Source organism: Pseudomonas sp. Pso3 (assembly GCF_055393275.1).
In genome coordinates this window covers 1,612,846-1,636,217 of sequence record NZ_AP043687.1, presented here as the reverse complement: position 1 = coordinate 1,636,217, position 23,372 = coordinate 1,612,846, and the positions used below count along the sequence as shown (strand labels likewise).

Sequence of the window (23,372 nt, the reverse complement as noted above, 5' to 3'; positions counted from 1 at the left end):
AAGTTTGCCGAAAATCAGTCGACGCTGAGGCGGTCGCGGTTGCGCTGCAGCAGGGCCTTGCCGATCCCCTTGACCTCGAGCAGCTCGTCCACCGAGGCAAAGGCGCCATGGGCTTGGCGATGGTCGACGATCGCCTGGGCCTTGACGGCCCCTATCCCCCGCAGCCCTTGCAGCGCGGTGGCGTCGGCGACATTGATGTTCAGGGGCGCCAGGCTGGCCGTCGAGGCTGGCTTGGTTGCAGCCCCCGGGCCGGACTCGCAGGCATTGGCCCAGGAGCCGAACAGAGCGAGCAAGGTGACTATCCAGACGAATCTCATAGAGGAACCTCCGTGTTCCGCTGTTTGATTCGCAGAGCTTAACGCAAAGGGTCAGGCGGTCAACTCACCAGCGAGCCCGCCTGGGCACGCTCGGTCCGCAGCGCCAGCAGGGTCTGGCGAACGCCCTGGCGCCAGTCGCTGGGCGGGATGCCGAAGCGCTGCTCCAGCGCGCTGGAATCCAGCATGGAATAGGCCGGACGCTTGGCCAGGGTCGGAAATTCGGAGGTGGCGATGCCGGTGATGAGCGGCGCCCGCTCCAGCATGCCCAGCTCCTGGCCGGCGTCGATGATGTAGCGCGCGAAGTCGCACCAGCTCAGGCCGCTGTCACCGCCGAAGTGATAGAGGCCGTAGGCGGTCTGCTCAGGCTGAGCATGAGCCTGGGCGGCGATCTGCAGCAGGGCGTCGGCAATATGGCCAGCGTAGGTCGGGCAACCCACCTGATCACTCACCACCCGCAGTTCGTCGCGATCGGCAGCGAGCCGCAGCATGGTCTTGAGGAAGTTGTTGCAGTGTTCGCTGAACACCCAGGCGGTTCTCAGCACCACCGAGCGCGGGCAGGCGGAGAGCACGCGATTCTCCCCTTCCAGCTTGGTCATGCCGTAGACCCCGGACGGGCTGACCGGATCCTCGACCTGGTAGGGTTCGGTGGCGGTGCCGTCGAACACGTAGTCGGTAGACAGGTGCAGCAGCGCGATGCCGGCGGCGGCGCAGGCCTGGGCAAGCACCGCAGGGCCTTCGATATTGCCGCGGGCAGCGATCTCCGGCTCCTGCTCGGCCTTGTCGACCGCCGTGTAGGCGGCCGCGTTGATCACGACGTCGGGAGCGAATCGCTCGAGATGGCTGGTTACCGAGCCTTCGTCAGCGATATCCAGAGTGGCACGTCCATGGGCCTCCCATGCCAGTTCTGAACGCTGAAGACGATCGGTCAGACAACGTCCGACCTGACCGTTCGCTCCGGTAACCAGTATCTTCATCTATACAGCTCCGCCAATCGAAGGCCTTGTGCATCTTTGGCGGACAGGATGGGATCCGTAACCCGCCAATCGATATTCAGATCCGGATCATTCCAGATCAAAGACCCTTCATCAGAGGGATCGTAATAATCTGTGCACTTGTATTCAAAATCAGCGGTTTCCGACAGCACCACGAAGCCGTGGGCCAGACCCGGCGGTATCCAGAGCTGACGCTTGTTGTCTTCCGAGAGGATCTCGGCGACCACGTTGCCGAAGGTGGGCGAACCGCGACGGATGTCGACGGCCACGTCCAGCACCTCGCCACGCACGACACGCACCAGCTTGCCTTGCGGCTTGCTGCGCTGGAAGTGCAGGCCACGCAGCACGTTGCGGGCGGAACGCGAGTGGTTGTCCTGCACGAACGCCAGGGTGATCCCCGCCTGCTCGGCATAGCGCTCCGCCTGGAAGGATTCCAGGAAGAAGCCGCGGTCGTCACCGAAGACCTTGGGTTCGATCAGCTTGACGTCCGGGATCGCGGTTTCGAAGACCTGCATCAGTCCTGCTCCTTGCACAGACGCGCCAGGTACTGGCCATAACCGGTCTTGCTCAGGGCTTCGGCCTGCAGCGCCATCTGCTCGCAGGTGATCCAGCCTTTCTGGAAGGCGATCTCTTCGAGGCAGGCGACCTTCAGCCCCTGACGCTTCTCGATGGTCTGGACGAAGTGGCCGGCTTCCAGCAGGGCGTCGTGGGTACCGGTATCCAGCCAGGCGAAACCACGGCCCAGCAGGGAGACGTTCAGCGAGCCACGGCGCAGGTACTCGTTGTTGACGTCGGTGATTTCCAGCTCGCCGCGGGGCGACGGCTTGATGTTGGCGGCGATATCCAGCACGTCGTTGTCGTAGAAGTACAGACCAGTGACGGCGTAGTTGGACTTCGGCTTCTTGGGCTTCTCTTCGATGCTCAGGGCCTTGCCCTGCTCGTCGAACTCGACCACACCGAAACGCTCGGGGTCGGCGACGTAGTAGCCGAACACGGTGGCGCCCTTCTCCACGCTCGCCGCCTTGAGCAGCGTCTCGCTGAAGCGCTGGCCATAGAAGATGTTGTCGCCGAGGACCAGGCAGACGTTGTCATCGCCGACGAATTCGCGACCGATGATGAAGGCCTGGGCCAGGCCGTCCGGGCTGGGCTGCTCGGCATAGCTCAGCTGCATGCCGAAGTGGCTGCCGTCGCCGAGCATGCGCTGGAAGCCGGGCAGGTCGGCAGGCGTCGAGATGATCAGCACTTCCTGGATACCGGCCAGCATCAGCACGGACAACGGATAGTAGATCATGGGTTTGTCGTAGATCGGCAGCGACTGCTTGGACACGCCCAGGGTAATGGGGTGCAAACGGGTACCGGAGCCACCGGCCAGCAGAATTCCCTTGTATTTGCTCATGGCAATCGTCCTCTGAAAATTGACTGTTGCTGTCGGTCGGACACGCCCACGGGCGTGTCCGCGATAGGATCGTTAAACGGCTTCGCCGAGACGCTCGAGGCGGTAGGCGCCGGACAGCACCCGCTGCCACCACTCACGATTGTTCAGGTACCAGGTGACGGTCTTGCGCATGCCGGTCTCGAAGGTCTCTGCCGGCGTCCAGCCCAGCTCGCGACCGATCTTGCTGGCATCGATGGCGTATCTCATGTCGTGACCGGGACGATCCTTGACGAAGGTGATCAGGTCGCGATAGCGCTCGACGCCCTCGGGCTTCTGCGGCGCCAGCTCTTCGAGCAGGTCGCAGATGGTCTCGACGACCTGCAGGTTGCGCTTCTCGTTGTGGCCGCCGATGTTGTAGGTCTCACCGACCTCGCCCTGGGTCACCACGGTGTAGAGGGCGCGGGCATGGTCTTCGACGAACAGCCAGTCACGCACCTGGGAGCCGTCGCCATAGATCGGCAGCGGCTTGCCATGGATGGCATTGAGAATGACGTGGGGGATCAGCTTCTCGGGGAAGTGATAGGGGCCGTAGTTGTTCGAGCAGTTGGTCACCAGAACCGGCAGGCCGTAGGTCCGGCCCCAGGCGCGCACCAGATGGTCGCTGCCGGCCTTGCTGGCCGAATAGGGCGAGCTCGGGGAATAGGGGGTGGTCTCGGTGAAGAGGTCGTCGGTGCCGTGCAGGTCGCCGTATACCTCGTCGGTGGAGATGTGGTGGAACCGGAAGGCCGCCTTGGCTTCCGGCGCCAGCTCGTTCCAGTAGGCACGGGTCACTTCCAGGATGACGCCGGTACCGACCACGTTGGTCTGGATGAAGGCGGCAGGGCCCTCGATGGAGCGGTCCACGTGGGACTCGGCAGCCAGGTGCATGACCACGTCGGGCTGGAAGGACGTGAAGACCTGCTGCAGCGCGGCGAAATCGCAGATGTCCACCTGGTGGAATTCGTAGCGGTCGGAGTCGGCGACTTCGGCCAGGGAATCCACGTTACCGGCGTACGTCAGCTTGTCGACGTTGGCAACCTTGCATTGGGTTTCGTTGATAAGAAAACGTACTACGGCGGAACCAATGAAACCCGCGCCACCTGTTACCAGTACCTTCATCCTGAATCCTGCCTATATCGATTTGTACATCATCGCGCCCGGCGCTGCGGGCGAGACATCGGAGGACGGCGCAGCCATCCCTGGCTCGGGTCACAGCTACAGCTATGCACCCAAAGACCTGAGTTAAACAGTGGCAGGAAAAGAAAGTTCAGCCTAGCGGGGGGAGGCTGCCGCTTCTGTGCTCGGCTTCAAATCCAGGCCGAAAGAAAGCGTGGACGGGATCACTCGATGGATCGCTTGCCGTGCAGCCAGTCGACGATATCGCCTTCGGGGGAATAGCCGGCGACGACGTCCCGCAGCAGTTGCCGGACGCGGAGGTAATCACCCGCATCGATCGCGCGACTGAGCTCGACGAGGGCGGCGCGGAAGGCCTCCCAGGCGAGGAAGTCTTCGCTCGCACGCATGATCTTGGGATGGGACGTCGGACTCACGTCGTCACCGATGAGCAACTCTTCATAAAGCTTTTCGCCGGGGCGCAGGCCGGTGAACTCGATGGCGACATCGCCATGAGGGTTGGCCGGCGAACGCACGCTCAGACCCGACAGCTTGATCATCTGCTCGGCCAGCTCGACGATGCGCACCGGCTCGCCCATGTCCAGCACGAAGACGTCGCCGCCCTCGCCCATGGCGCCGGCCTGGATGACCAGCTGAGCGGCCTCGGTGATGGTCATGAAGAAGCGGGTGATCTTGGGATGGGTGACGGTGACCGGCCCGCCCTTGCGGATCTGCGTGCGGAACAGCGGGATGACCGAACCGGAGGAACCCAGCACGTTGCCGAATCTCACCATGGTGAAGCGGGTGCGATTGACCTGATGGATACCGTCGGCCTGGCCGTGCAGCACGGGCGCCGCTTCGCGACTGAGCGCCTGCAGGATCATCTCGGCCAGGCGCTTGGTGCTGCCCATGATGTTGGTGGGTCGTACCGCCTTGTCGGTGGAGATCAGCACGAAGCTGGTGACGCCGGCCTGGATGGCCGCCTGGGCGGCATTCAGGGTCCCCAGGACGTTGTTGCCGAACCCTTCGGCGATGTTGTGCTCGACCATGGGCACATGCTTGTAGGCCGCCGCATGGTAGAGGGTGGCCACCTTCCAGTGCCGCATCACCTGCAGGAGCAGCGGAGCGTTGCGGATGGAGCCCAGCACCGGCACCAGGGTAACCGGCAGGGCTTCGCGCTGGAGATGGGCGTCCAGCTCGCGATGGATGCTGTAGAGATTGAATTCGGCGTGGTCGAGCAGGATCAGGGTGCGCGGTTTCTGGCCGATGATCTGCCGACACAGCTCGGAGCCGATGGACCCCCCTGCCCCGGTCACCATCACCACCTGACCGGTGATACAGCGCGCGAACAACTCGGGCCGGGGCGTGACCGGATCCCGCCCCAGCAGGTCAGCGATATCGACCTCTTGGAGGTCGTCCACCTGTACCTTGCCGCAGGCCAGGTCGCTGATCCGCGGCACGGTTCTAACGTGCAGCGGATAGGGTTCCAGCAGGCCGAGCACCTCGCGCCGCCGTGCCCGGGTGGCAGAGGGAATCGCCAGGAGGATCTCTTCGGCACCCGTCTCGTCGATCATCTGCTGGATGTGCTTGGGGGTGTAGACCTTGAGCCCGGCGATGATGCGATTGGCGATGCTCTTGTCGTCGTCGATGAAGGCCACCGGACGCATGGCGCGGCCCATGCGCAGCGCCGCGACCAGCTGGTTGCCCGCCGAGCCGGCGCCATAGATGGCAACCCGCGGCAGCTCGTCCGGCTGCTTGATGAAGGGCACCGTGATGGCGCGATACCAGTCGCCCAGAAAGTACTGGCGCAGCGCGAGACGCAGGCCGCCGATCAGGATCAGGCTGACGATCCAGTAGTTGAAGATCATCGAGCGCGGGACGATCTCCGGTAGATCGCGATACCAGTAGATGACCACCGACAGCAGCAGCGTCGAAAGCGTTACCGCCTTGGCGATGGCGATCAGGGCATCGTTGCCCAGGTAGCGCATGACCGCGCGGTACATGCCGAAGCGAATGAACAGGGGAATGGCGATGGCCGGCGCGGTGATGAACAGCCAGGCATGCCCGCTGAAGGGCTCGATCATCTGCACGGAGCCCAGGCGCAGATAGAAGGCCAACCAGAGCGAGAGCCAGATCAGCAGGAGGTCGACCGCGACCTGGATAACTCTCTTGGTACGCCGGTTCAGCTTGACCAGATGGTCACGCAACATGTCAGTGTCCCTAATCCCTGAATCCCGTGGACTGCGCAGCCATGGCTACCTCATCGGTCCCAGCATGGTATCGGAGGGCCAGGCAAAGCAAGGGCCCATAGGCAAGCAAGAGCCCCAGTATGGCACTTAAAAGCCCCAGCCCCACCAGCAAAGCGATAGGCAGCAACCAGAACAGGTTGATGGCCAGCACCGCCAGGGTCACTGGCCGGTGGGCGCCATGCCGCCGCGAGGCCCACTGGTAGGCGTGGGTGCGATGGGCTTCGTAGGGTTTCTTGCCCCGGCTCAGACGCCGCAACAGGGTCCAGGTCGCATCGACCACGAAGACGCCGAGCAGGATCAGCCAGGCCCAGAACAGCGACAGCTCGATCAGCGCCGCCTGCAAGGACAGCATGCCGAGGATCAGGCCGAGAAAGCCACTGCCCACATCGCCCATGAAGATGCGCGCCGGCGGGAAGTTCCAGCACAGGAACCCCCCTACGGCCGCGGCCAGCAGCAGAGGCGCACCCAGCAAGGTCCCATGGCCGGTCATGGCATAGATCAGCGCCATGCCCAGACAGACGACGAGCGCTTCGCCGCCGGCGATGCCGTCGATGCCATCCATGAAGTTGTAGAGATTCAGCAGCCAGACCAGATAGAGGACGCCCAGGGTCATCACCAGCCAGTCGGGCAATCCCAGCACCGCGGAGAGCTGCGCCGGCAAGGCGCCATAGCCGCCCAGCCACACCAGCGCAGCGATCGCGGCCAGGAAATGGCCGAGCAGACGCCAGCCGGCGCCCACGTGCCGATGATCGTCGATGAACCCGAGCACGGCCACCAGCAGCCCCGCCCCTATCAGGACGCCGCAGGAAACCGGATCAAGCTGTCCCAGCAGGCGCAGCACGACACAACCGAGCACGAACGTTACGACGATCGCCAGACCACCGCCGCGGGGCGTCGCCACCTGGTGCGAACTGCGGGCGTTGGGCTCGTCGAGCAGGCCGCCGGACAGGGCGTAGCGACGGAGCGCCGCCGTGCCCAGCCAGCTGCAGCCACCGGTCAGGAGCAAGAGCAGTAGCATCATCTGCGCCCCTCCGCAGCGGCCCACTGCGCCCCCAGCGCACGCAAGGCGGCTCGCGCCGACACGGGGGGCTGCCAGCCCAGCAGGGTCTTGGTGGGTCGGATGTCGACCTGCAGTGAACCACAGAGGCGTTGCGCCACCTCGCCTCGGCCCAGCAGTCGGGCACCCCATTCGAGCCAGGCGGGCGGAACGGCGATCAGCCTGAGCTTGCGACCCAAACCTTCACCGAGCAATTCGAGCAGCTCGGCGGTGGAAACATCTTCATCGTCGCTGACCAGCAGGATGGCGCCAGCGGCCTCCGGCGCGGTGATGCACAGGATCAACAGATCGAGCAGGTTCTCCAACGCCAGCAGGCTACGCCTGTTGTGCCGAACGCCCCCCAGGGGCAGCGGCACGCCCCGCGCCAGGGTGTCCAGCAGGCGCGCCACATTGGCCTTTACCCCGGGTCCGTAGATCAGTGGGGGGCGCACGATGACCACCTCCAGTCCGGTCTCGGCCATCAGCGCCAGCAGTTGCCGCTCGGCCGCCGCCTTGGAACGTGCGTAGGCATCGGTGGGCGCAGGCTGGTCGTCGGCGCGAAAAGGCTTGCCGGGGAGGGTCCAGTCGCCATTGACCTTGATGCTGCTGACAAAGATGAGGCGACGGACGCCGGCAGCCTGGGCGTCCCGGGCCAGCTTGAGGGTCGCGGCCCGATTCACCTCGTCGTAGCGCGCCTCGCTGGCGGCCCCTGGCTGCTCGCCCAGCTGGTGGACGTGGGCCGCGAGGTGGATGACGGTGTCCACCCCTGCCAGAGGCGCGGACCAGTCGGTAGCGGCGGAGAGATCGCGGAGCACCGGAATGACCCCACCATCAACCGCGGCGGCTGTCGGCCGGCGTTGCGCGGCGACCACCGGATAACCCCGGGTCTGCAGCTGCCGAACCAGGGCCGCGCCGACGAAGCCCCCCGCCCCTGTCACCAGAATCTTGCGTTCCATCAATGCGTTGCGCCGTGCCAGTCAGCCAGGAAAGGGCGCTTATGGTAAGACATTGCCCCGCAGGGGCCTAGCGACGCAAAACGCAGGCATAAAAAAGCCCGCCGAACCTGAGCGCGGCGGGCCGAAAAAACGTGAGAACCTTAGAAGGTCTTGGCGGAAGTCTGGACTTCAACGGCCTGGAAGCGCGCGGCCGGCTGGGCGACGTAGTGGCGCGAGAAGCTCTCGACGCGCTGAGCGGGCTGCAGGAACAGGGCAACCATCCAGCTACCGGCCAGAGCGGCTACAGCCAGGAAAGGGTGACCGAGTTGCATGCTGGTGAAGCAGGCGGCGATACCGATCCAGATGAAAAGATAGTGGCGCATGACAACTTCCTCACTCGGCGTGGACTACGAGGTCACCCAAGACCTTATGTGAAGGAAGTCTCATACAAAAATCGGAACTCGTCTACAAAAAAATCAAAAAGACTTGACTTTTTTTGTAAACGTCAAAAATCCGCTAGTGGCTTGCTCGATAACGCTTTTTTGACGACCGCAACAGAAACTAAAAATACAGAGAAATCAGTGGTTTGCCAGAAAGCAGCGGACAAAGGAAAAAGGGGCGACGGCTTTATGGCTCCAGCTCATTGACCCTGTCTCTCAACTCCTTGCCAGGCTTGAAGTGCGGGACGAACTTGCCGTCCAGCAGCACCGACTCGCCGGTCTTGGGATTGCGTCCGGTACGGGGAGCCCGATAGTGCAGCGAGAAGCTGCCAAAGCCCCGAATCTCGATACGGTCCCCGGTGGAAAGCGCCTGGGCCATCTGCTCCAGCATGGTCTTGATCGCCAGCTCGACATCCCTGGACGACAGCTGCCCCTGATAGGAAACGATGCGCTCGATCAACTCCGACTTGGTCATGGATTTTTCCTTCGTTATCAAGCGGCTAGATCACCTTCAAGGACTTTTAGCACGCTGGCCGATTTTTGAAAAGTCAAGCCGGCGGCTTCACCTCCACAACTTTTTACGGGCCGTGACCACCCTGCCCGCTTTCTTCCGGACAAAAAAAAGCGACCCCGAAGGGTCGCCTTTTATTCAAGCTCGAACTTAGTTCTGGCTTTCCATCTGCGCCTTGATCAGGTCGCCGATGGTGGTGGGGCCAGCAGCAGGCTCTTGCTTGCTACGCAGGGAGCTCATGGCTTCCTTCTCGTCGTCGACGTCCTTGGACTTGACGGAGAGGCTGATCACGCGGCTCTTGCGATCGATGCTGATGATCTTGGCTTCGACTTCGTCGCCTTCCTTCAGCACGTTACGGGCGTCTTCGACGCGGTCACGGCTGATTTCGGACGCCTTCAGGACGCCTTCGATCTCGTTGGCCAGGGTGATGACAGCGCCCTTGGCATCGACTTCCTTGACGGTACCGCGCACGATTGTGCCTTTCTCGTTCAGGGAGGCGTAGTTGGAGAACGGATCGTCTTCCAGCTGCTTGATGCCCAGGGAGATGCGCTCGCGCTCCGGGTCGACCGACAGGATCACGGTGTCCAGCTCGTCACCCTTCTTGAAGCGACGCACGGCTTCTTCGCCGGTTTCGTTCCAGGAGATGTCGGACAGGTGTACCAGGCCGTCGATACCGCCTTCCAGACCAATGAAGATACCGAAATCGGTGATCGACTTGATGGTGCCGGAGATGCGGTCGCCCTTGTTGAACTGACCCGAGAACTCTTCCCACGGGTTAGCGCGGCACTGCTTGATGCCCAGGGAGATACGACGACGCTCTTCGTCGATATCCAGGACCATGACTTCCACTTCGTCGCCGACCTGAACGACCTTGGACGGGTGGATGTTCTTGTTGGTCCAGTCCATTTCGGACACGTGCACCAGGCCTTCCACGCCCTCTTCCAGCTCGGCGAAGCAGCCGTAGTCGGTGAGGTTGGTGACGCGCGCCTGAACGCGGGTGCCTTCCGGGTAACGGGCCTTGATGGCGACCCACGGATCTTCGCCCAGCTGCTTCAGACCCAGGGAGACGCGGTTGCGCTCGCGGTCGAACTTCAGCACCTTGACGTCGATCTCGTCGCCGACGTTGACGATTTCCGACGGATGCTTGATGCGCTTCCAAGCCATGTCGGTGATGTGCAGCAGGCCGTCTACGCCGCCCAGGTCGACGAACGCACCGTAGTCGGTGAGGTTCTTGACGATACCCTTGACTTGCTGGCCTTCCTGCAGGGATTCCAGCAGAGCTTCACGCTCGGCGCTGTTCTCGGCTTCCAGGACGCTACGACGGGAAACGACAACGTTGTTGCGCTTCTGGTCCAGCTTGATGACCTTGAACTCGAGTTCCTTGCCTTCCAGGTGGGTGGTGTCACGCACCGGACGGACATCGACCAGGGAGCCCGGCAGGAACGCGCGGATGCCGCTGACGTCGACGGTGAAACCGCCCTTGACCTTGCCGTTGATGACACCCTTGACCACTTCGTCGGCGCTGAACGCGGCTTCCAGGACCAGCCAGGACTCGGCGCGCTTGGCCTTTTCGCGAGACACTTTGGTTTCGCCGAAACCGTCTTCGACGGCATCCAGGGCTACGTGGACTTCGTCACCCACGTTGATGGTCAGCTCGCCTTGTTCGTTGTAGAACTGCTCGAGCGGAACCAGGCCTTCGGATTTCAGGCCGGTATCGACCACAACCCAGTCGCCATCGATCGACACCACGGTGCCGACGATGATGGCGCCCGGCTGCATGTCGAGGGATTTCAGACTTTCTTCAAAGAGTTCTGCGAAGCTTTCGCTCATGTTCATACCTGTTGTATGGATACCCGATGTATCCGGCTACCGCATGACCAGCCCATGCGGGGTGAGTGGTTACCATCCGGCTGCCGGGATGCGACTGGTTCCCGGCAGCTTTCACCGACGACTCGGATGAGTCTCGGCCTTCATCCCGCCAGGTCGCGCTCGGCGGCCAGGGTCAGGATGCGTTCCAATACCTGTTGTATGGAGAGATGCGTGGAATCCAGCTCGACGGCATCGTCGGCCGGCTTGAGCGGAGCAACGCTACGCTGACTATCGCGGGCGTCCCGCTCACGGATCTCTTCCAGGAGGGCAGGCAAGCTAACATTTTCGCCCTTCTGCTTCAACTGAAGATAACGCCTCTGTGCCCGTTCCTCGGCACCGGCGGTCAGAAAGATCTTCAGCTCGGCGTCCGGGAACACCACGGTGCCCATGTCGCGACCGTCGGCGACCAGACCGGGCGCCTCACGGAAGGCCTGCTGGCGCTGCAGCAGGGCATCGCGCACGGCCGGCAGGGTGGCGACCTGGGAGGCACCGGCGCCGACTTCCTCGGTCCGGATGACGTCGGTGACGTCCTCGCCTTCGAGAATGATGCGCTGGCCGTGCTCATGCCCGGCAAGGAACTGGACGTCCAGATGGGCCGCCAGCAGCTTGAGCGACTCCTCGTTGGTGTAGTCCACGCCATGGTTGCGCGCAGCGAAGGCCAGCAGGCGATAGAGCGCGCCGGAATCCAGCAGATTCCAGCCCAACTGACGGGCGACCAGCGCCGCAAGGGTGCCCTTCCCCGAACCGCCGGGACCATCGAGGGTGATGACGGGTGCGGTACTGCTCATGAGTGCCCCTCCGTAAGAGAATGATGGGCGGCGACCTGGGCGCCGGCCTGGGTACGACTGGCGAGGATGCGCCCGAAATATTCGCGTGCGCCGCGCGCATGGGTCAGTACCTCCATGAGGAACTGACCATCGCCGGCCTGGATGGCGCCACGCAGTTCGTCGAGATCGGCGCGATAGGTGTCCAGGGCCTGCAGCACGGCTTCGCGATTGGCGATGAAGATGTCGTGCCACATGGTCGGATCGCTGCCGGCGATGCGGGTGAAGTCGCGGAAGCCGCCGGCGGCATAGTGGAAGATCTCGCGGTTCTCGCTGCGCTTGGCCAGGGAGTCCACCAGATTGAAGGCCAGCAGATGCGGCAAATGGCTGGTCGCGGCGAGGACCTGGTCGTGGTGCTCGACGGTCATGTGCTCGACATCGGCCCCTATGGCGCGCCAGAGCCGATCGACCTTGTCCAGATCGGCCGGCAGGGTCTCTTCCAGCGGTGTGAGGATGACCTTGTGACTATTGAACAGCGCCGCGTTGGCCGCCGTCACGCCGCTGCGTTCGGAGCCGGCGATGGGATGACCCGGCACGAAGCGCAGCGACTGGCCGGCGAAGGCCTGACGCGCGGCGCGCACCACGTTGCCCTTGGCGCTGCCGACGTCGGTGAGGATGGCGCCCTGCAGCGGCAGGGCCGCAAGCTCGGCCAGCACCCGCTCCATAGCCAGGATGGGAACGGCGAGCTGGATGACGTCGGCACCCGGGCAGGCCTCGGCCAGCTCGGCGACGCAGCGGTCGACGACGCCCAGCTCGACCGCCAACCGGCGGGTCTCCGGATCGCGATCGATCCCGACCACCTCACGGCAGAGGCCGCTGGCGCGGGCGCCCTTGGCGAAGGAGCCGCCGATCAGGCCCAGGCCGACAACGACGAGACGTTCGATCAGGGGGGTGGCCACTTCAGCCACGACCCAGGACCTTGCTCAGCGCCGCCAGGAAACGGGCATTTTCCGCTTCGGTGCCGATGGAGACGCGCAGGAAGGTGGGCATGCCATAGCCAGCGACGGGCCGCACGATGACGCCCTCCTGCAGCAGCCCCTGATTGATCGGCGCAGCGTCGCGCCCCAGGTCCACGGCGATGAAATTGCCACGGGAGGGAATCCACTTGAGGTCGAGATCGCGGAAACCGGCTTCCAGCTGGGCCATGCCGGCATCGTTGAGCGCCCGGCTGCGGGCCAGGTAGTCGCTGTCGGCCAGGGCCGCACAGGCCGCGGCCTGGGCCAGGCTGTTGACATTGAACGGCTGGCGCACCCGGTTGAGGACATCGGCCACGGTCGGCGAGGAGAAGGCATAGCCGACGCGCAGGGCGGCCAGGCCATAGGCCTTGGAAAAGGTCCGCGAGACGATGAGGTTGGGGTACTGGGCCAGGAACGCCAGGCCGTCCGGCAACTCGTCGCCTTCGGCGTATTCGATGTAGGCCTCGTCCAGCACCACCAGGACATGCTCGGGGACGCGGGCGAGGAAGCGTGCCAGGGCCTCGCTGTCGAACCAGGTACCCGTGGGGTTGTTGGGATTGGCGACAAAGACCACCCGGGTGTCGGCATCGATGGCAGCGAGCATGGCCTCGAGGTCATGCCCGTAGTCCTTGGCCGGGACGCTACGGCCTTCGGCACCGATCGCCAGGGTCACCAGTGGATAGACGGCGAAGGCATGCTCGCTGAACACGGCGTTGTAGCCGGGCGCCAGGTAAGCACGGGCGACCAGTTCGAGGATGTCGTTGGAGCCGTTGCCCAGGGTGATGCCGTTGGCGGCCACACCGAACCTCTGGCTCAGGGCCTGCTTGAGGTCGAAGCCGCCGCCATCGGGATAGCGGGTCAGCTCGGCCAGTTCGGCGCGGATGGCCTCGAGCGCCTTGGCACTGGGGCCGAGGGGATTCTCGTTGCTGGCGAGCTTGACGATGCTGGCGGGCGCCAGGCCCAGTTCGCGGGCCAGTTCATCGACGGGCTTGCCGGGCACGTAGGGCGAGAGTTTCTGTACGCCGGGAAGGGCTAGTGCCAGGAAATCGCAGCTCATGGAGACCTCTTCAACTTGCGATGACGACGGCTGGGCCGCCGAAAATGGGCGCCATCTTAAAGCCAAGGCGGGTCGCGGACCAATCGAAGTTGCGCCTGCGCGACGGAAAGCCCCTAGCTGATGGCGCTGTAACGCCCCGGCCGATGGTTGATCGCCAGGGTCAGATTGAGGATCACGGCGCCCAGGATGGAGACGAGGATGGCACCTGGCTCGACGACCCACAGCGCCAGCAGGACGATCAGGCAATCGATGCCCATCTGCACCTTGCCCGCCCGCCAGCCATAGCGCTGTTGCAGATAGAGCACGGCGATGTTGATGCCGCCGAGGCTGGCCTGGTGGCGGAAGAGGATCAGCAGCCCCACGCCCATCAGTACGCCGCCCATCACGGCGGCATAGAGGGGTTGCAGGGCACTGAAGGCGACGAAGTGCGGGGTCAGCTCGGTGAGCAGCGACACCAGGGTCACAGCCGCCAGGGTCCGCAGGGTAAAGGCCCAGCCCATGCGCCGCACGGCCAGCCAGTAGAACGGCAGGTTGATGAGAAAGAACGCCTGCCCGAAGGAGAGGCGCGTGCCGTACTGGGCGAGAAAGGCCAGGCCCGCGGTACCGCCGGTGAGCAGGCCCGCGTGGCGATAGAGATTGACCGCCAGGGCGATCATCAGGGTCGCGCTGAGCAAGGCCAGCACGTCTTCGAGCAGATTGTGCCGCTGGGGAGTCACGGAAGTCATCGGGGCCATCCTGGCGCGAGGAGGAAGCCGACCCCGACGTCGGGGTCGGTCGGGCGACTGTCAGCCGAGTTCGGCCAGCAGCTTCTCCCACTCCTTGGTTTCCTTCTTGGAGGGCGCGCCCAGCAACTCGACCGCCTGGCGCAGGCGGAAGCGGGTGAGGTCCGGCCCGAGGATCTCCATGGCGTCGAGCACCGAGACCGAACTGGCCTGGCCAGTGATGGCGGCGAACAGCAGCGGCATGACGTCCCGCAGCTTGAGCTGCTGGTGCTCGGCGACCGCCTGAATCACCGCGGTGATGCGCTCCTTGTCCCACTGGCGCAGGGCTTCGAGCTTCCACAGCAGCAGCTGCATGACCAGGCGGACCTGGTCGGCGGACAGCCTCTTGTGCTGGAACAGCGCCGGATCCAGATTCAGGGCGCCGCTGAAGAAGAAGCCGGCCAGCGGGGCGATCTGGCTGAAGGTCTCGACCCGCTGTTGCACCAGCGGGGCGATCTTGAGCAGGTACTCGGGATTGAGCGCCCACTGCTGCACCTCGGCGGCGAAGCGCTCGGGGCTCAGCTCGCGCAGCCACTGGCCGTTGAGCCAGGAGAGCTTCTCGACGTCGAAGATGGGGCCGCCCAGGGAGACGCGCTGGAGGTCGAAGTGCTCGACCATCTCGTCCAGGGTGAATTTCTCGCGCTCGTCCGGCATGGACCAGCCCATGCGGCCGAGGTAGTTGAGCATGGCTTCGGGCAGGTAGCCCATGCGCTGATAGAAGGTCACCGAGGTGGGATTCTTGCGCTTGGAGAGCTTGCTCTTGTCCGGGTTGCGCAGCAACGGCATGTAGCACAGCTGCGGCTGCTCCCAGCCGAAGTATTCGTAGAGCTTGATCAGCTTGGGCGCCGAGGGCAGCCACTCTTCGCCACGCAGGACGTGGGTGATGCCCATCAGGTGGTCGTCGACCACGTTGGCGAGGAAGTAGGTGGGCAGGCCGTCGGCCTTCATCAGCACCTGCATGTCCATGCGATCCCAAGGGATCTCGACATCGCCGCGCAGCAGGTCGGGGACGACGCAGACACCCTCCTCCGGCACCTTCATGCGGATCACATAGGGCTGACCGGCGTCCAGGCGCTGCTGCACCTCCTCTTGGGTCAGGCGCAGACCGCGACCGTCATAGCGCGGGGTCTCGCCGCGCGCCTGCTGTTCGGCACGCATCTGGTCGAGCTCTTCGGGCGTGGCGAAGCAGTAGAAGGCATGGCCCTTCTCCACCAGCTCCCGGGCGTATTTCCAGTAGATCTCGCCGCGTTCGCTCTGCCGATAGGGACCATGGGGGCCACCGACGTCCGGGCCCTCGTCCCACTCGATGCCCAGCCAGCGCAGGGCGTCGTAGATCTGCTGTTCGGATTCGCGGGTCGAGCGGACCTGGTCGGTATCCTCAATGCGCAGGATGAACTGACCGCCGTGCTGACGGGCGAAGCAGAGGTTGAACAGGGCGATATAGGCGGTACCGACATGCGGGTCGCCAGTGGGCGACGGCGCGATGCGCGTGCGAACGGTGGTCATCGGCTTTCTCGAGAAACGCGAAGGGACAAAGGCGGAATGGTAGCAGCGCCAGCCCTGGCGCTGCCAGTTGGAGCGGGTTCAGACCTGGACCAGGCGCTCGCGCAGGGCCTGGATCTCGTCGCGCAGCTGGGCGGCGGACTCGAACTGCAGGTCGCGCGCCAGTTGCAGCATCTTCTCTTCGAGCTGGCGGATACGCTTGCCGATCTCGCTGGGCGAACGCAGTTCGGCGGCGTATTCGCCCTTGTCCTCGGCCGCCTTGGCCACCCGCCGCTTGCCCTTGGCACCCGGGGCCGCGGCGCCTTCCATGATGTCGCGGATGTCCTTCTTGATGCCCTGGGGCACGATGCCGTGTTCTTCGTTGAAGGCCAGCTGCTTGTTACGGCGGCGCTCGGTCTCGTCGATGGCACGCTGCATGGAGCCGGTGATGCTGTCGGCGTAGAGGATGGCCTTGCCGTTGAGGTTGCGCGCCGCCCGGCCGATGGTCTGGATCAGCGAGCGCTCGGAACGCAGGAAGCCCTCCTTGTCGGCGTCGAGCACCGCCACCAGGGAGACCTCGGGCATGTCCAGACCTTCGCGCAGGAGGTTGATGCCCACCAGGACGTCGAAGGTGCCCAGGCGCAGGTCGCGGATGATCTCCACCCGCTCCACGGTATCGATGTCCGAGTGCAGATAGCGCACCCGCACGTCGTGGTCGGCCAGGTAGTCGGTGAGGTCCTCGGCCATGCGCTTGGTCAGGGTGGTGCAGAGTACCCGCTCCTCCTGGGCCACCCGCAGGCGGATCTCGGAGAGCAGGTCGTCCACCTGGGTGGTGGCCGGGCGGATCTCGATCACCGGATCGACCAGGCCGGTGGGTCGTACCACCTGCTCGACCACGCGCCCGGCGTGTTCTTCCTCATAGGGCCCCGGGGTCGCCGAAACAAAGATGGTCTGGGGCGCACCGGCTTCCCACTCCTCGAACTTCAGCGGCCGGTTGTCCAGCGCCGAGGGTAGGCGGAAGCCGTATTCCACGAGGGTTTCCTTGCGCGAGCGGTCGCCCTTGAACATGGCGCCGATCTGCGGAACGGTGACGTGGGATTCGTCGATCACCAGCAGGGCGTTGCTCGGGAGATAGTCGTAGAGGGTGGGTGGCGGCTCGCCCGGACCACGGCCCGACAGATAGCGACTGTAGTTCTCGATGCCGTTGCAGTAGCCCAGTTCGAGGATCATCTCCAGGTCGAAGCGGGTGCGCTGTTCCAGGCGCTGGGCCTCGAGCAGACGATTCTGGCCGCGCAGCCATTCCAGGCGATCGGCCAGTTCCAGCTTGATGTTCTCGATGGCGCCCAGCAGGGTCTCGCGCGGTGTGGCGTAGTGGGTCTTGGGATAGAAGGTGAAGCGCGGCAGCTTGCGGATCACCTCGCCGGTCAGGGGATCGAAGGCCGACAGGCTTTCCACCTCGTCGTCGAACAACTCGACGCGCACGGCTTCCAGGTCGGATTCCGCCGGGAAGATGTCGATGACGTCGCCGCGTACCCGGAAGGTGGCGCGGGCGAATTCCATGTCGTTGCGGCTGTATTGCAGCTCGGCCAGCCGGCGCAGGATGGTGCGCTGGTCGATGCGATCACCGCGATCCAGGTGCAGCACCATCTTCAGGTAGGCCTCGGGACTGCCCAGGCCATAGATGGAGGACACCGAGGCGACGATGATGGCGTCCTTGCGCTCCAGCAGCGCCTTGGTGGCGGACAGGCGCATCTGCTCGATGTGGTCGTTGATGGACGAATCCTTCTCGATGAAGGTGTCCGACGAGGGCACATAGGCTTCCGGCTGGTAGTAGTCGTAGTAGGAGACGAAGTATTCCACCGAGTTGTTCGGGAAGAAGGCCTTGAATTCGCCATAGAGCTGGGCGGCCAGGGTCTTGTTAGGCGCCAGCACCATGGTCGGGCGCTGCACCTGGGCGATGACGTTGGCGATGCTGAAGGTCTTGCCCGAGCCGGTCACGCCGAGCAGGGTCTGGTGCGACAGACCTGCCTCCAGGCCTTCCACCATCTGGCGAATGGCTTCGGGCTGGTCGCCGGCCGGGGTGTAGCGGGTGGAGAGCTGGAATGCGGACATGGCTGCCTCAATAGCGCGAAAATGCACGGACGACAGCGCGCCGACCGGAGGCCGGAGCGATGCGGACGAGGAAAGGACTGGAACCACCCAGATGAGGTCGCCAGCACCCTTTTGCAATCTGCCCGCGTCGCCGCACGTCAGGAAAACTCCGACGGAGGTCGGGTCGCGATGGCGACTGCAGGGGGCTATACTTCCGCTTCCCGAGCGTTCCGCCCTTCCCTTCACCCCTCATTCGAGCCGCTGCCCCATGAGTTTGTTCTCCGCCGTCGAAATGGCACCCCGTGACCCCATCCTTGGCCTGAACGAGGCCTATAACGCCGATGCCCGTCCGCACAAGGTCAATCTGGGCGTGGGGGTCTACTACGACGAGCAGGGCCGCATCCCGCTGCTGCGCGCCGTGGCCGAGGCCGAGAAGCAGCGCGTGGCCGCCCAGGCGCCGCGTGGCTACCTACCCATCGAGGGCATCGCCGCCTATGACCAGGCCGTGCAGCACCTGCTGTTCGGTGCCGAGTCGAGCCTGGTCCGCGACGGCCGCGCCATCACGGTCCAGGCCGTCGGTGGCACCGGCGCGTTGAAGATCGGCGCCGACTTCCTCAAGCGGCTGCTGCCGGATGCCGTGGTCGCCATCAGCGACCCGAGCTGGGAAAACCACCGTGCGCTGTTCGAAAGCGCCGGCTTCCCCGTGCAGAACTATCGTTACTACGACGCGGCCAGCAACGGCCTGAATCGCGAAGGCTTCCTGGCCGATCTCCAGGCCTTGCCGGAGCGCTCGGTGGTGGTGCTGCACGCCTGCTGCCACAACCCCACCGGCGTCGATCTGCAGCCGGCCGACTGGCAGGCGGTGCTGGACGTGGTCAAGGCGCGCAACCTGGTGCCCTTCCTCGACATCGCCTACCAGGGCTTTGGCGACGGCATCGAGGAAGACGCCCAGGCCGTGCGCCTGTTCGCCGACTCCGGCCTGACCTTCCTGGTCTCCAGCTCCTTCTCCAAGTCCTTCTCGCTGTATGGCGAGCGGGTAGGCGCCCTGTCCCTGGTCAGCGAGAGCCGCGAGGAAAGCGCCCGGGTGCTGTCCCAGGTCAAGCGCGTGATCCGCACCAACTATTCCAACCCGCCGACCCATGGCGCCACCATCGTCGCCACGGTGCTGAGCAATCCCGAGCTGCGCGCGCTGTGGGAAGCCGAGCTGGGCGAGATGCGCCAGCGCATCCGCAGCATGCGCAACGCCCTGGTGGAAGGCCTGGCCGCCGCTGGCGCCAATCGCGACTTTGCCTTCGTGAACGCCCAGCGCGGCATGTTCTCCTACTCCGGCCTCACCGCCGAGCAGGTCGAGCGGCTGAAGAGCGAATTCGGCATCTATGCGGTCAGCACCGGACGCATCTGCGTGGCAGCGCTGAACGAGCGCAATCTGCCCCCGACCATCCAGGCCATCGCCGCGGTGCTGCAGGGCTAAGGCAGCCGCTTTGGCGGCGCCGTTTTCCGGTGTCGCCGAGGCTTGACTTCCCGTTATCTATCAGTAAGATACGCTCCGTTGTTCCGCGATAGCTCAGTCGGTAGAGCAAATGACTGTTAATCATTGGGTCCCTGGTTCGAGTCCAGGTCGCGGAGCCAAAATCTGAAAAGCCCGTAGCGGGTAACCGCTACGGGCTTTTTTCATGGCTGCGATTCACTCGCCACAACGCTGACGACCGCCTAGACGAGATTCACTTGGGCCCCGGGCGTGGGGCAACTGCGGTGCAATGCCTCCAGATCCCAGGGCTTGGGCAAAAAGGTCGCCCGTGCCGCGCGGGCGGGATTGTCGTCGCAATAACCCGAGGTGATGACGATGGGCAGATTGGCCTGCCGTCCTCGCGCCTGCAGCGCCAAGTCGACGCCGCTCAGGATTCCCGGCATGCGCACATCGGTGAAGAGCAGATCCAGCTGCGGCTGCTCGTCTTGCAGAAAGGCACAGGCGGCGTCGGCGCTGCCGAAGGCATGCACCTGATAACCCCAGCTCTCGAACAATTCCTGCAGCAGATCGAGCAGGACAGGCTCATCTTCGGCGACCAATACGCGCTGGCGGTTCATGAGCGGATCCTGTGATGGTTGAGACGCAATCGTTCGACCATAGCGTTTCGTTGCCGTCCTGCCCTGTACGACCAAGGGAAAGCCTGTACAAGAAAATACGCCGCGAAAGGCGCGTTGCCGGCAGTTCCAGCCATGCCGGTGTAAGTCTTGTACAGGAAGCCGCCGTCGGGCTGGGCAGAGCCACCTTTGGGCCTGTCGTACCCCCAAGCGAGACGGCTTTGCGTTAAGCTGGCGCCGCCGCCGTCTACTCCGCAGGTCAGAGCTTTGGATCCGTCGTCTCGTCGTCATTGGATCAGCGATCTCAGCAGCAGGATCCGCGCTCGCCCGGCATTGGCCTACAGCCTCGCGCTGCTGGCGTTCGGCCTGGCCCTGGCGGCACGCTTCGCCCTGGTGGACGTCCTGCTGCAGGGCTTTCCCTACCTGACCTTCTTTCCCGCCGTCATCCTGACCGCCTTCTTCTGCGGCAGCGGCGCCGGTACCCTGTGCGCCGTGCTGTCCGGCCTGGCCGCCTGGTACTTCTTCATCCCGCCGGGCTGGACCTTCGTCGTCGGTCCCCAGGGCGCCCTGGCGCTGGCCTTCTATGTGGTCATCGTCAGCGTCGACATCGTGCTGATCCATTACATGCACACGGCCAGCGCCCGGCTGCGCGCCGAGCAGCAGGTAATCCGCGACCTCTACAACGTCCAGACCACGATGTTCCAGGAGTTGCAGCACCGGGTCGCCAACAACATCCAGTTCATCGCCTCGCTGCTCATGCTGCAGCAACTCAAGTTGCCCGGCGACAGCCAGGCGTCCCAGGCCCTGGAAGAGGCCCGCTCGCGACTGGAGAGCATTTCGCGTATCCACCGGCGCCTGCACGATCCCGCCGATGCGGATCAGCCGGTGGCCCACCACCTGCAGCTGCTGACCAGCGATCTGCTGGCCGCCGCGGGACAGGCCAACGTCTCCTGCGCCATCACCGCCGAACCGCTCAATTTCGACCTGCCCCGCTTGACCACCCTGTCGATGCTGGTGGCCGAGGTGGTGACCAACTCCCTCAAGCACGCCTTCGACGCCAGCCAGCGCGGCCTCATCAGCATCAGCCTGCAGCGCGGCGACGATCAGCAGCTGCTGTTGCGTATCGCCGACAACGGCCGCGGCATGCCGCAGCAGTTCAATCCGCGCACCAGCCAGCGCCTGGGCTTCAAGATCATCAACAGCCTGGCCGAACAACTCGGCGGCGAGGCCCGCTACCGCAACGACAACGGCACCGTGGTCGAGGTACAGCTGGCCGCCTAGGCCCAGGGGGATCGAGTCCACCCGGACGCGCCTAAAACCCTATACAATGCGCGGCTTTTCCAGCCAGGTGCTTCCGTCATGACCGCTTTGCCGCCCTGCCCCCGCTGCGCTTCCGAATACACCTACGCCGACGGCGACCAGCTGATCTGCCCGGAATGCGCCCATGAATGGACGCCCGGCAACGCCGGCGCCGCGGACGAGGCCAAGGTGATCCGCGATGCGGTCGGCAATACCCTGCAGGACGGCGATACCGTCAGCGTGATCAAGGACCTCAAGGTCAAGGGCTCGTCGCTGGTGGTCAAGGTCGGCACCAAGGTCAAGAACATCTGCCTGGTCGACGGCGACCACGACATCGACTGCAAGATCGATGGCATAGGTGCGATGAAGCTCAAATCCGAGTTCGTCAAAAAGGTCTGATCGTCGTGCCGGGGTGTTCCCTGGCGGAGCGATGCCCTACCCTTGAGGCTCTTTTTTTCCTGCCAAGGACTCTCCATGTCTCAGCGCTTCCTCCGCCCGGCCCTGTTCCTCGCGCCCCTGCTGCTCGCCGGCCAGGCCTTCGCCCAGTCCGCGCCCAACAACGCCCAGGAACCCCAGCCGTCGGTCACGGAGAAGTATGGCGACTGGCAGGTGATCTGCCGCATCGCCCGCAACGCGGACCGTTCCGTGCAGCTGTGCGCCATCACCCAGCAGAAGGACAGCGCCAAGGGTCAGCGCATGCTGGTCACCGAGCTGCGTCCCAATCGTGAAGGCGTGGACGGCATCCTCGTGCTGCCCTTCGGCGTGGCGGTGACCAAGCCGATCTCGCTGCAGATCGACAAGCGCAGCCTGGAGAATCGGCCCTTCCACACCTGCATCCCCCAGGGCTGCGTGGTGCCGGTGGAATTCGTCGGTGACGTCTTCAAGCAGCTGCAGCGCGGCGGTCGCCTGACCGTGACCACCCCGGTCGCCAATGGCGAGACCGCCAGCGAAAGCCTGTCGCTCAAGGGCTTCTCCAAGGCCTACGACCGCGCCAAGGAACTGACCAAGCCGCTGTAAGGCCCGCTCGCCCGCTCAGGGCGCTGCCGGCTGCTGCGCCGTGCCGCTGGCGGCGGCGCGCTCCACTCTCGACTCTAGGAGACGCCTGGTCGAAGGCGCTACTGCACCGGCAGGAAATTGATGAACAGCAGACTCTGGGCGTAGTTGACGCCGATGCGCCGATAGCGCTCGTCCAGCAACTGGGCGAGCAGGTCCAGGCGAGCGACGATCTTGCCGAATTCGGTGGCGAAGCTGAGGTTGCTGCCCTCCTCCGAGATCTCGTTGGCGAACAGCAGGGGTTCGCCCGCGGCGTTCTTGCGCTGGCCGAGCAGCCAGGTGGCCTTCTCGATGTTGCGCGCGGCGTTGTTGACGAAGCGCGCATCCACCACGTCGGTGATATAGAACTCGGTGCGATTGCCGTGGGCGGCGATGATCATGCTGCCGATGGCATAGATGAAGGCGCCGACGCGATCGCCGCAGTAGTCATCACCCAGCACGTAGCTCAGGGCCGCCACGTCCTTGCGTCCGTCCAGCGCCGGCAGGCTGCGCCGCTGTTCGATGGCCATACGGATTTCGCGCTCGGCACTGGCCGCATCGGGCAGCCCGGTCTTTTTCCATTCGGCCGGATTGCGCAGATAGAGCTTGTTCATCAGCAGATAGAGGCTCTGCAGATTGGCCTGCATGGCGAGAGTGGCCATGCGGTCGGAGCTGGTCTGCAGGAATTCGCTGGGGCGGGTCTTGCCGAATTGCCGGGCGATGTCCTGGGCGGACTGACTGGTGCAACCGGTCAGGCTCGCGAGCAGCAGGCCAATCACACACCCGAGACGGGCGACGGCTGTGAAGGGGGTGGCAGACATGGGGACTTCGGCGGCTGGGGGCAGCCGAAGGGTAAAGCCTTCCCTGGCCGGCCTGCTGTGCGGCAGGCCAAGGAATGGGCTTTTCTAGCGG

Annotated in this window: 22 protein-coding genes, 1 tRNA gene and 1 pseudogene; 5 read left to right on the top strand and 19 right to left on the bottom strand. The window is 64.4% G+C overall.

Going from position 1 to position 23,372, the window contains the following annotated elements; genetic code table 11:
- Positions 1 to 14: 14 nt before the first annotated feature.
- The 17 genes and pseudogenes from ACZ5R1_RS07675 to uvrB form a co-directional block, all read right to left on the bottom strand.
- Positions 15 to 317 carry a ComEA family DNA-binding protein gene (locus tag ACZ5R1_RS07675; protein WP_042132997.1) on the bottom strand — a complete coding sequence of 101 codons (303 nt, stop codon included), beginning with the start codon at positions 315 to 317 and terminating at the stop codon, positions 15 to 17.
- Positions 318 to 376: 59 nt separating this feature from the next.
- On the bottom strand, positions 377 to 1,291 hold the full coding sequence (gene rfbD / locus ACZ5R1_RS07670) for a dTDP-4-dehydrorhamnose reductase (RefSeq protein ID WP_464712991.1): 915 nt from the start codon (positions 1,289 to 1,291) through the stop codon (positions 377 to 379).
- Entirely contained in the window at positions 1,288 to 1,824 is a 537-nt protein-coding gene (rfbC, locus tag ACZ5R1_RS07665) for a dTDP-4-dehydrorhamnose 3,5-epimerase (protein WP_007160389.1), read from the bottom strand. The genes rfbD and rfbC overlap by 4 nt, the downstream gene beginning before the upstream one ends.
- The gene (rfbA, locus tag ACZ5R1_RS07660) at positions 1,824 to 2,705 is read right to left on the bottom strand and encodes a glucose-1-phosphate thymidylyltransferase RfbA (RefSeq protein WP_007160390.1); all 882 of its coding nucleotides are present in this window, start codon (positions 2,703 to 2,705) and stop codon (positions 1,824 to 1,826) included. The genes rfbC and rfbA overlap by 1 nt, the downstream gene beginning before the upstream one ends.
- A gap of 72 nt (positions 2,706 to 2,777) precedes the next feature.
- Positions 2,778 to 3,842: a dTDP-glucose 4,6-dehydratase gene (gene rfbB, locus ACZ5R1_RS07655; protein ID WP_027597984.1), complete on the bottom strand. Its 1,065-nt coding sequence runs from the start codon at positions 3,840 to 3,842 to the stop codon at positions 2,778 to 2,780.
- Between the two features lie 221 nt (positions 3,843 to 4,063).
- On the bottom strand, positions 4,064 to 6,046 hold the full coding sequence (locus tag ACZ5R1_RS07650; protein ID WP_037006952.1) for a polysaccharide biosynthesis protein: 1,983 nt from the start codon (positions 6,044 to 6,046) through the stop codon (positions 4,064 to 4,066).
- 10 nt (positions 6,047 to 6,056) lie between these two features.
- Complete coding sequence (locus ACZ5R1_RS07645; RefSeq protein WP_284671336.1) at positions 6,057 to 7,103, bottom strand: MraY family glycosyltransferase; 1,047 nt, start codon at positions 7,101 to 7,103, stop codon at positions 6,057 to 6,059.
- Entirely contained in the window at positions 7,103 to 8,077 is a 975-nt protein-coding gene (locus ACZ5R1_RS07640; RefSeq protein WP_464712990.1) for an NAD-dependent epimerase/dehydratase family protein, read from the bottom strand. The genes ACZ5R1_RS07645 and ACZ5R1_RS07640 overlap by 1 nt, the downstream gene beginning before the upstream one ends.
- A gap of 140 nt (positions 8,078 to 8,217) precedes the next feature.
- Positions 8,218 to 8,439: a hypothetical protein gene (locus ACZ5R1_RS07635; protein ID WP_007160395.1), complete on the bottom strand. Its 222-nt coding sequence runs from the start codon at positions 8,437 to 8,439 to the stop codon at positions 8,218 to 8,220.
- A 244-nt stretch (positions 8,440 to 8,683) separates the two neighbouring features.
- Complete coding sequence (gene ihfB / locus ACZ5R1_RS07630; RefSeq protein WP_007160396.1) at positions 8,684 to 8,971, bottom strand: integration host factor subunit beta; 288 nt, start codon at positions 8,969 to 8,971, stop codon at positions 8,684 to 8,686.
- Between the two features lie 186 nt (positions 8,972 to 9,157).
- Entirely contained in the window at positions 9,158 to 10,837 is a 1,680-nt protein-coding gene (gene rpsA / locus ACZ5R1_RS07625; protein WP_007160397.1) for a 30S ribosomal protein S1, read from the bottom strand.
- Positions 10,838 to 10,977: 140 nt separating this feature from the next.
- Positions 10,978 to 11,664: a (d)CMP kinase gene (cmk, locus tag ACZ5R1_RS07620; RefSeq protein ID WP_007160398.1), complete on the bottom strand. Its 687-nt coding sequence runs from the start codon at positions 11,662 to 11,664 to the stop codon at positions 10,978 to 10,980.
- A 20-nt stretch (positions 11,665 to 11,684) separates the two neighbouring features.
- A pseudogene (locus ACZ5R1_RS07615) lies at positions 11,685 to 12,608 on the bottom strand (prephenate dehydrogenase/arogenate dehydrogenase family protein); the annotation flags it as partial.
- Entirely contained in the window at positions 12,601 to 13,713 is a 1,113-nt protein-coding gene (gene hisC / locus ACZ5R1_RS07610; protein ID WP_077172420.1) for a histidinol-phosphate transaminase, read from the bottom strand. The gene hisC and the pseudogene ACZ5R1_RS07615, both read right to left, overlap by 8 nt.
- Before the next feature lie 113 nt (positions 13,714 to 13,826).
- The gene (locus ACZ5R1_RS07605; RefSeq protein ID WP_007160401.1) at positions 13,827 to 14,438 is read right to left on the bottom strand and encodes a YitT family protein; all 612 of its coding nucleotides are present in this window, start codon (positions 14,436 to 14,438) and stop codon (positions 13,827 to 13,829) included.
- 60 nt (positions 14,439 to 14,498) lie between these two features.
- On the bottom strand, positions 14,499 to 15,980 hold the full coding sequence (gene gltX, locus ACZ5R1_RS07600) for a glutamate--tRNA ligase (RefSeq protein WP_464712989.1): 1,482 nt from the start codon (positions 15,978 to 15,980) through the stop codon (positions 14,499 to 14,501).
- Between the two features lie 78 nt (positions 15,981 to 16,058).
- Positions 16,059 to 18,068 carry an excinuclease ABC subunit UvrB gene (uvrB, locus tag ACZ5R1_RS07595; protein ID WP_027597992.1) on the bottom strand — a complete coding sequence of 670 codons (2,010 nt, stop codon included), beginning with the start codon at positions 18,066 to 18,068 and terminating at the stop codon, positions 16,059 to 16,061.
- Positions 18,069 to 18,315: 247 nt separating this feature from the next.
- Here uvrB and ACZ5R1_RS07590 point away from each other — a divergent pair, with 247 nt between their 5' ends.
- Together ACZ5R1_RS07590 and ACZ5R1_RS07585 are read left to right on the top strand one after the other, a co-directional pair.
- Positions 18,316 to 19,518, top strand: a complete 1,203-nt coding sequence (locus ACZ5R1_RS07590) for an amino acid aminotransferase (RefSeq protein WP_464712988.1) — start codon at positions 18,316 to 18,318, stop codon at positions 19,516 to 19,518.
- A gap of 82 nt (positions 19,519 to 19,600) precedes the next feature.
- Positions 19,601 to 19,676 (top strand) — tRNA-Asn (locus tag ACZ5R1_RS07585).
- Between the two features lie 81 nt (positions 19,677 to 19,757).
- Here the strand turns inward: ACZ5R1_RS07585 and ACZ5R1_RS07580 are convergent.
- The gene (locus ACZ5R1_RS07580) at positions 19,758 to 20,132 is read right to left on the bottom strand and encodes a response regulator (RefSeq protein ID WP_027597994.1); all 375 of its coding nucleotides are present in this window, start codon (positions 20,130 to 20,132) and stop codon (positions 19,758 to 19,760) included.
- 264 nt (positions 20,133 to 20,396) lie between these two features.
- Between ACZ5R1_RS07580 and ACZ5R1_RS07575 the strand changes: the two genes are divergently transcribed.
- The 3 genes from ACZ5R1_RS07575 (at position 20,397) to ACZ5R1_RS07565 (ending at position 22,445) form a co-directional block, all read left to right on the top strand.
- Positions 20,397 to 21,410, top strand: a complete 1,014-nt coding sequence (locus tag ACZ5R1_RS07575; protein ID WP_027597995.1) for a sensor histidine kinase — start codon at positions 20,397 to 20,399, stop codon at positions 21,408 to 21,410.
- 78 nt (positions 21,411 to 21,488) lie between these two features.
- Positions 21,489 to 21,827 carry a zinc ribbon domain-containing protein YjdM gene (locus ACZ5R1_RS07570; RefSeq protein ID WP_464712987.1) on the top strand — a complete coding sequence of 113 codons (339 nt, stop codon included), beginning with the start codon at positions 21,489 to 21,491 and terminating at the stop codon, positions 21,825 to 21,827.
- A gap of 75 nt (positions 21,828 to 21,902) precedes the next feature.
- A complete protein-coding gene (locus tag ACZ5R1_RS07565; RefSeq protein ID WP_007160408.1) occupies positions 21,903 to 22,445 on the top strand; it encodes an invasion associated locus B family protein in 543 nt (180 codons plus the stop codon).
- Between the two features lie 98 nt (positions 22,446 to 22,543).
- Here the strand turns inward: ACZ5R1_RS07565 and ACZ5R1_RS07560 are convergent, their stop codons facing one another.
- Complete coding sequence (locus ACZ5R1_RS07560; protein ID WP_464712986.1) at positions 22,544 to 23,281, bottom strand: hypothetical protein; 738 nt, start codon at positions 23,279 to 23,281, stop codon at positions 22,544 to 22,546.
- Positions 23,282 to 23,372: the final 91 nt, after the last annotated feature.

Bases quoted from the DNA above. Each gene is read 5' to 3' on its own strand.
- ACZ5R1_RS07675 (WP_042132997.1), bottom strand. From the start codon at position 317: ATGAGATTCGTCTGGATAGTCACCTTGCTCGCTCTGTTCGGCTCCTGG.
- rfbD (WP_464712991.1), bottom strand. From the start codon at position 1,291: ATGAAGATACTGGTTACCGGAGCGAACGGTCAGGTCGGACGTTGTCTG.
- rfbC (WP_007160389.1), bottom strand. From the start codon at position 1,824: ATGCAGGTCTTCGAAACCGCGATCCCGGACGTCAAGCTGATCGAACCC.
- rfbA (WP_007160390.1), bottom strand. From the start codon at position 2,705: ATGAGCAAATACAAGGGAATTCTGCTGGCCGGTGGCTCCGGTACCCGT.
- rfbB (WP_027597984.1), bottom strand. From the start codon at position 3,842: ATGAAGGTACTGGTAACAGGTGGCGCGGGTTTCATTGGTTCCGCCGTA.
- ACZ5R1_RS07650 (WP_037006952.1), bottom strand. From the start codon at position 6,046: ATGTTGCGTGACCATCTGGTCAAGCTGAACCGGCGTACCAAGAGAGTT.
- ACZ5R1_RS07645 (WP_284671336.1), bottom strand. From the start codon at position 7,103: ATGCTACTGCTCTTGCTCCTGACCGGTGGCTGCAGCTGGCTGGGCACG.
- ACZ5R1_RS07640 (WP_464712990.1), bottom strand. From the start codon at position 8,077: ATGGAACGCAAGATTCTGGTGACAGGGGCGGGGGGCTTCGTCGGCGCG.
- ACZ5R1_RS07635 (WP_007160395.1), bottom strand. From the start codon at position 8,439: ATGCGCCACTATCTTTTCATCTGGATCGGTATCGCCGCCTGCTTCACC.
- ihfB (WP_007160396.1), bottom strand. From the start codon at position 8,971: ATGACCAAGTCGGAGTTGATCGAGCGCATCGTTTCCTATCAGGGGCAG.
- rpsA (WP_007160397.1), bottom strand. From the start codon at position 10,837: ATGAGCGAAAGCTTCGCAGAACTCTTTGAAGAAAGTCTGAAATCCCTC.
- cmk (WP_007160398.1), bottom strand. From the start codon at position 11,664: ATGAGCAGTACCGCACCCGTCATCACCCTCGATGGTCCCGGCGGTTCG.
- hisC (WP_077172420.1), bottom strand. From the start codon at position 13,713: ATGAGCTGCGATTTCCTGGCACTAGCCCTTCCCGGCGTACAGAAACTC.
- ACZ5R1_RS07605 (WP_007160401.1), bottom strand. From the start codon at position 14,438: ATGACTTCCGTGACTCCCCAGCGGCACAATCTGCTCGAAGACGTGCTG.
- gltX (WP_464712989.1), bottom strand. From the start codon at position 15,980: ATGACCACCGTTCGCACGCGCATCGCGCCGTCGCCCACTGGCGACCCG.
- uvrB (WP_027597992.1), bottom strand. From the start codon at position 18,068: ATGTCCGCATTCCAGCTCTCCACCCGCTACACCCCGGCCGGCGACCAG.
- ACZ5R1_RS07590 (WP_464712988.1), top strand. From the start codon at position 18,316: ATGAGTTTGTTCTCCGCCGTCGAAATGGCACCCCGTGACCCCATCCTT.
- ACZ5R1_RS07580 (WP_027597994.1), bottom strand. From the start codon at position 20,132: ATGAACCGCCAGCGCGTATTGGTCGCCGAAGATGAGCCTGTCCTGCTC.
- ACZ5R1_RS07570 (WP_464712987.1), top strand. From the start codon at position 21,489: ATGACCGCTTTGCCGCCCTGCCCCCGCTGCGCTTCCGAATACACCTAC.
- ACZ5R1_RS07565 (WP_007160408.1), top strand. From the start codon at position 21,903: ATGTCTCAGCGCTTCCTCCGCCCGGCCCTGTTCCTCGCGCCCCTGCTG.
- ACZ5R1_RS07560 (WP_464712986.1), bottom strand. From the start codon at position 23,281: ATGTCTGCCACCCCCTTCACAGCCGTCGCCCGTCTCGGGTGTGTGATT.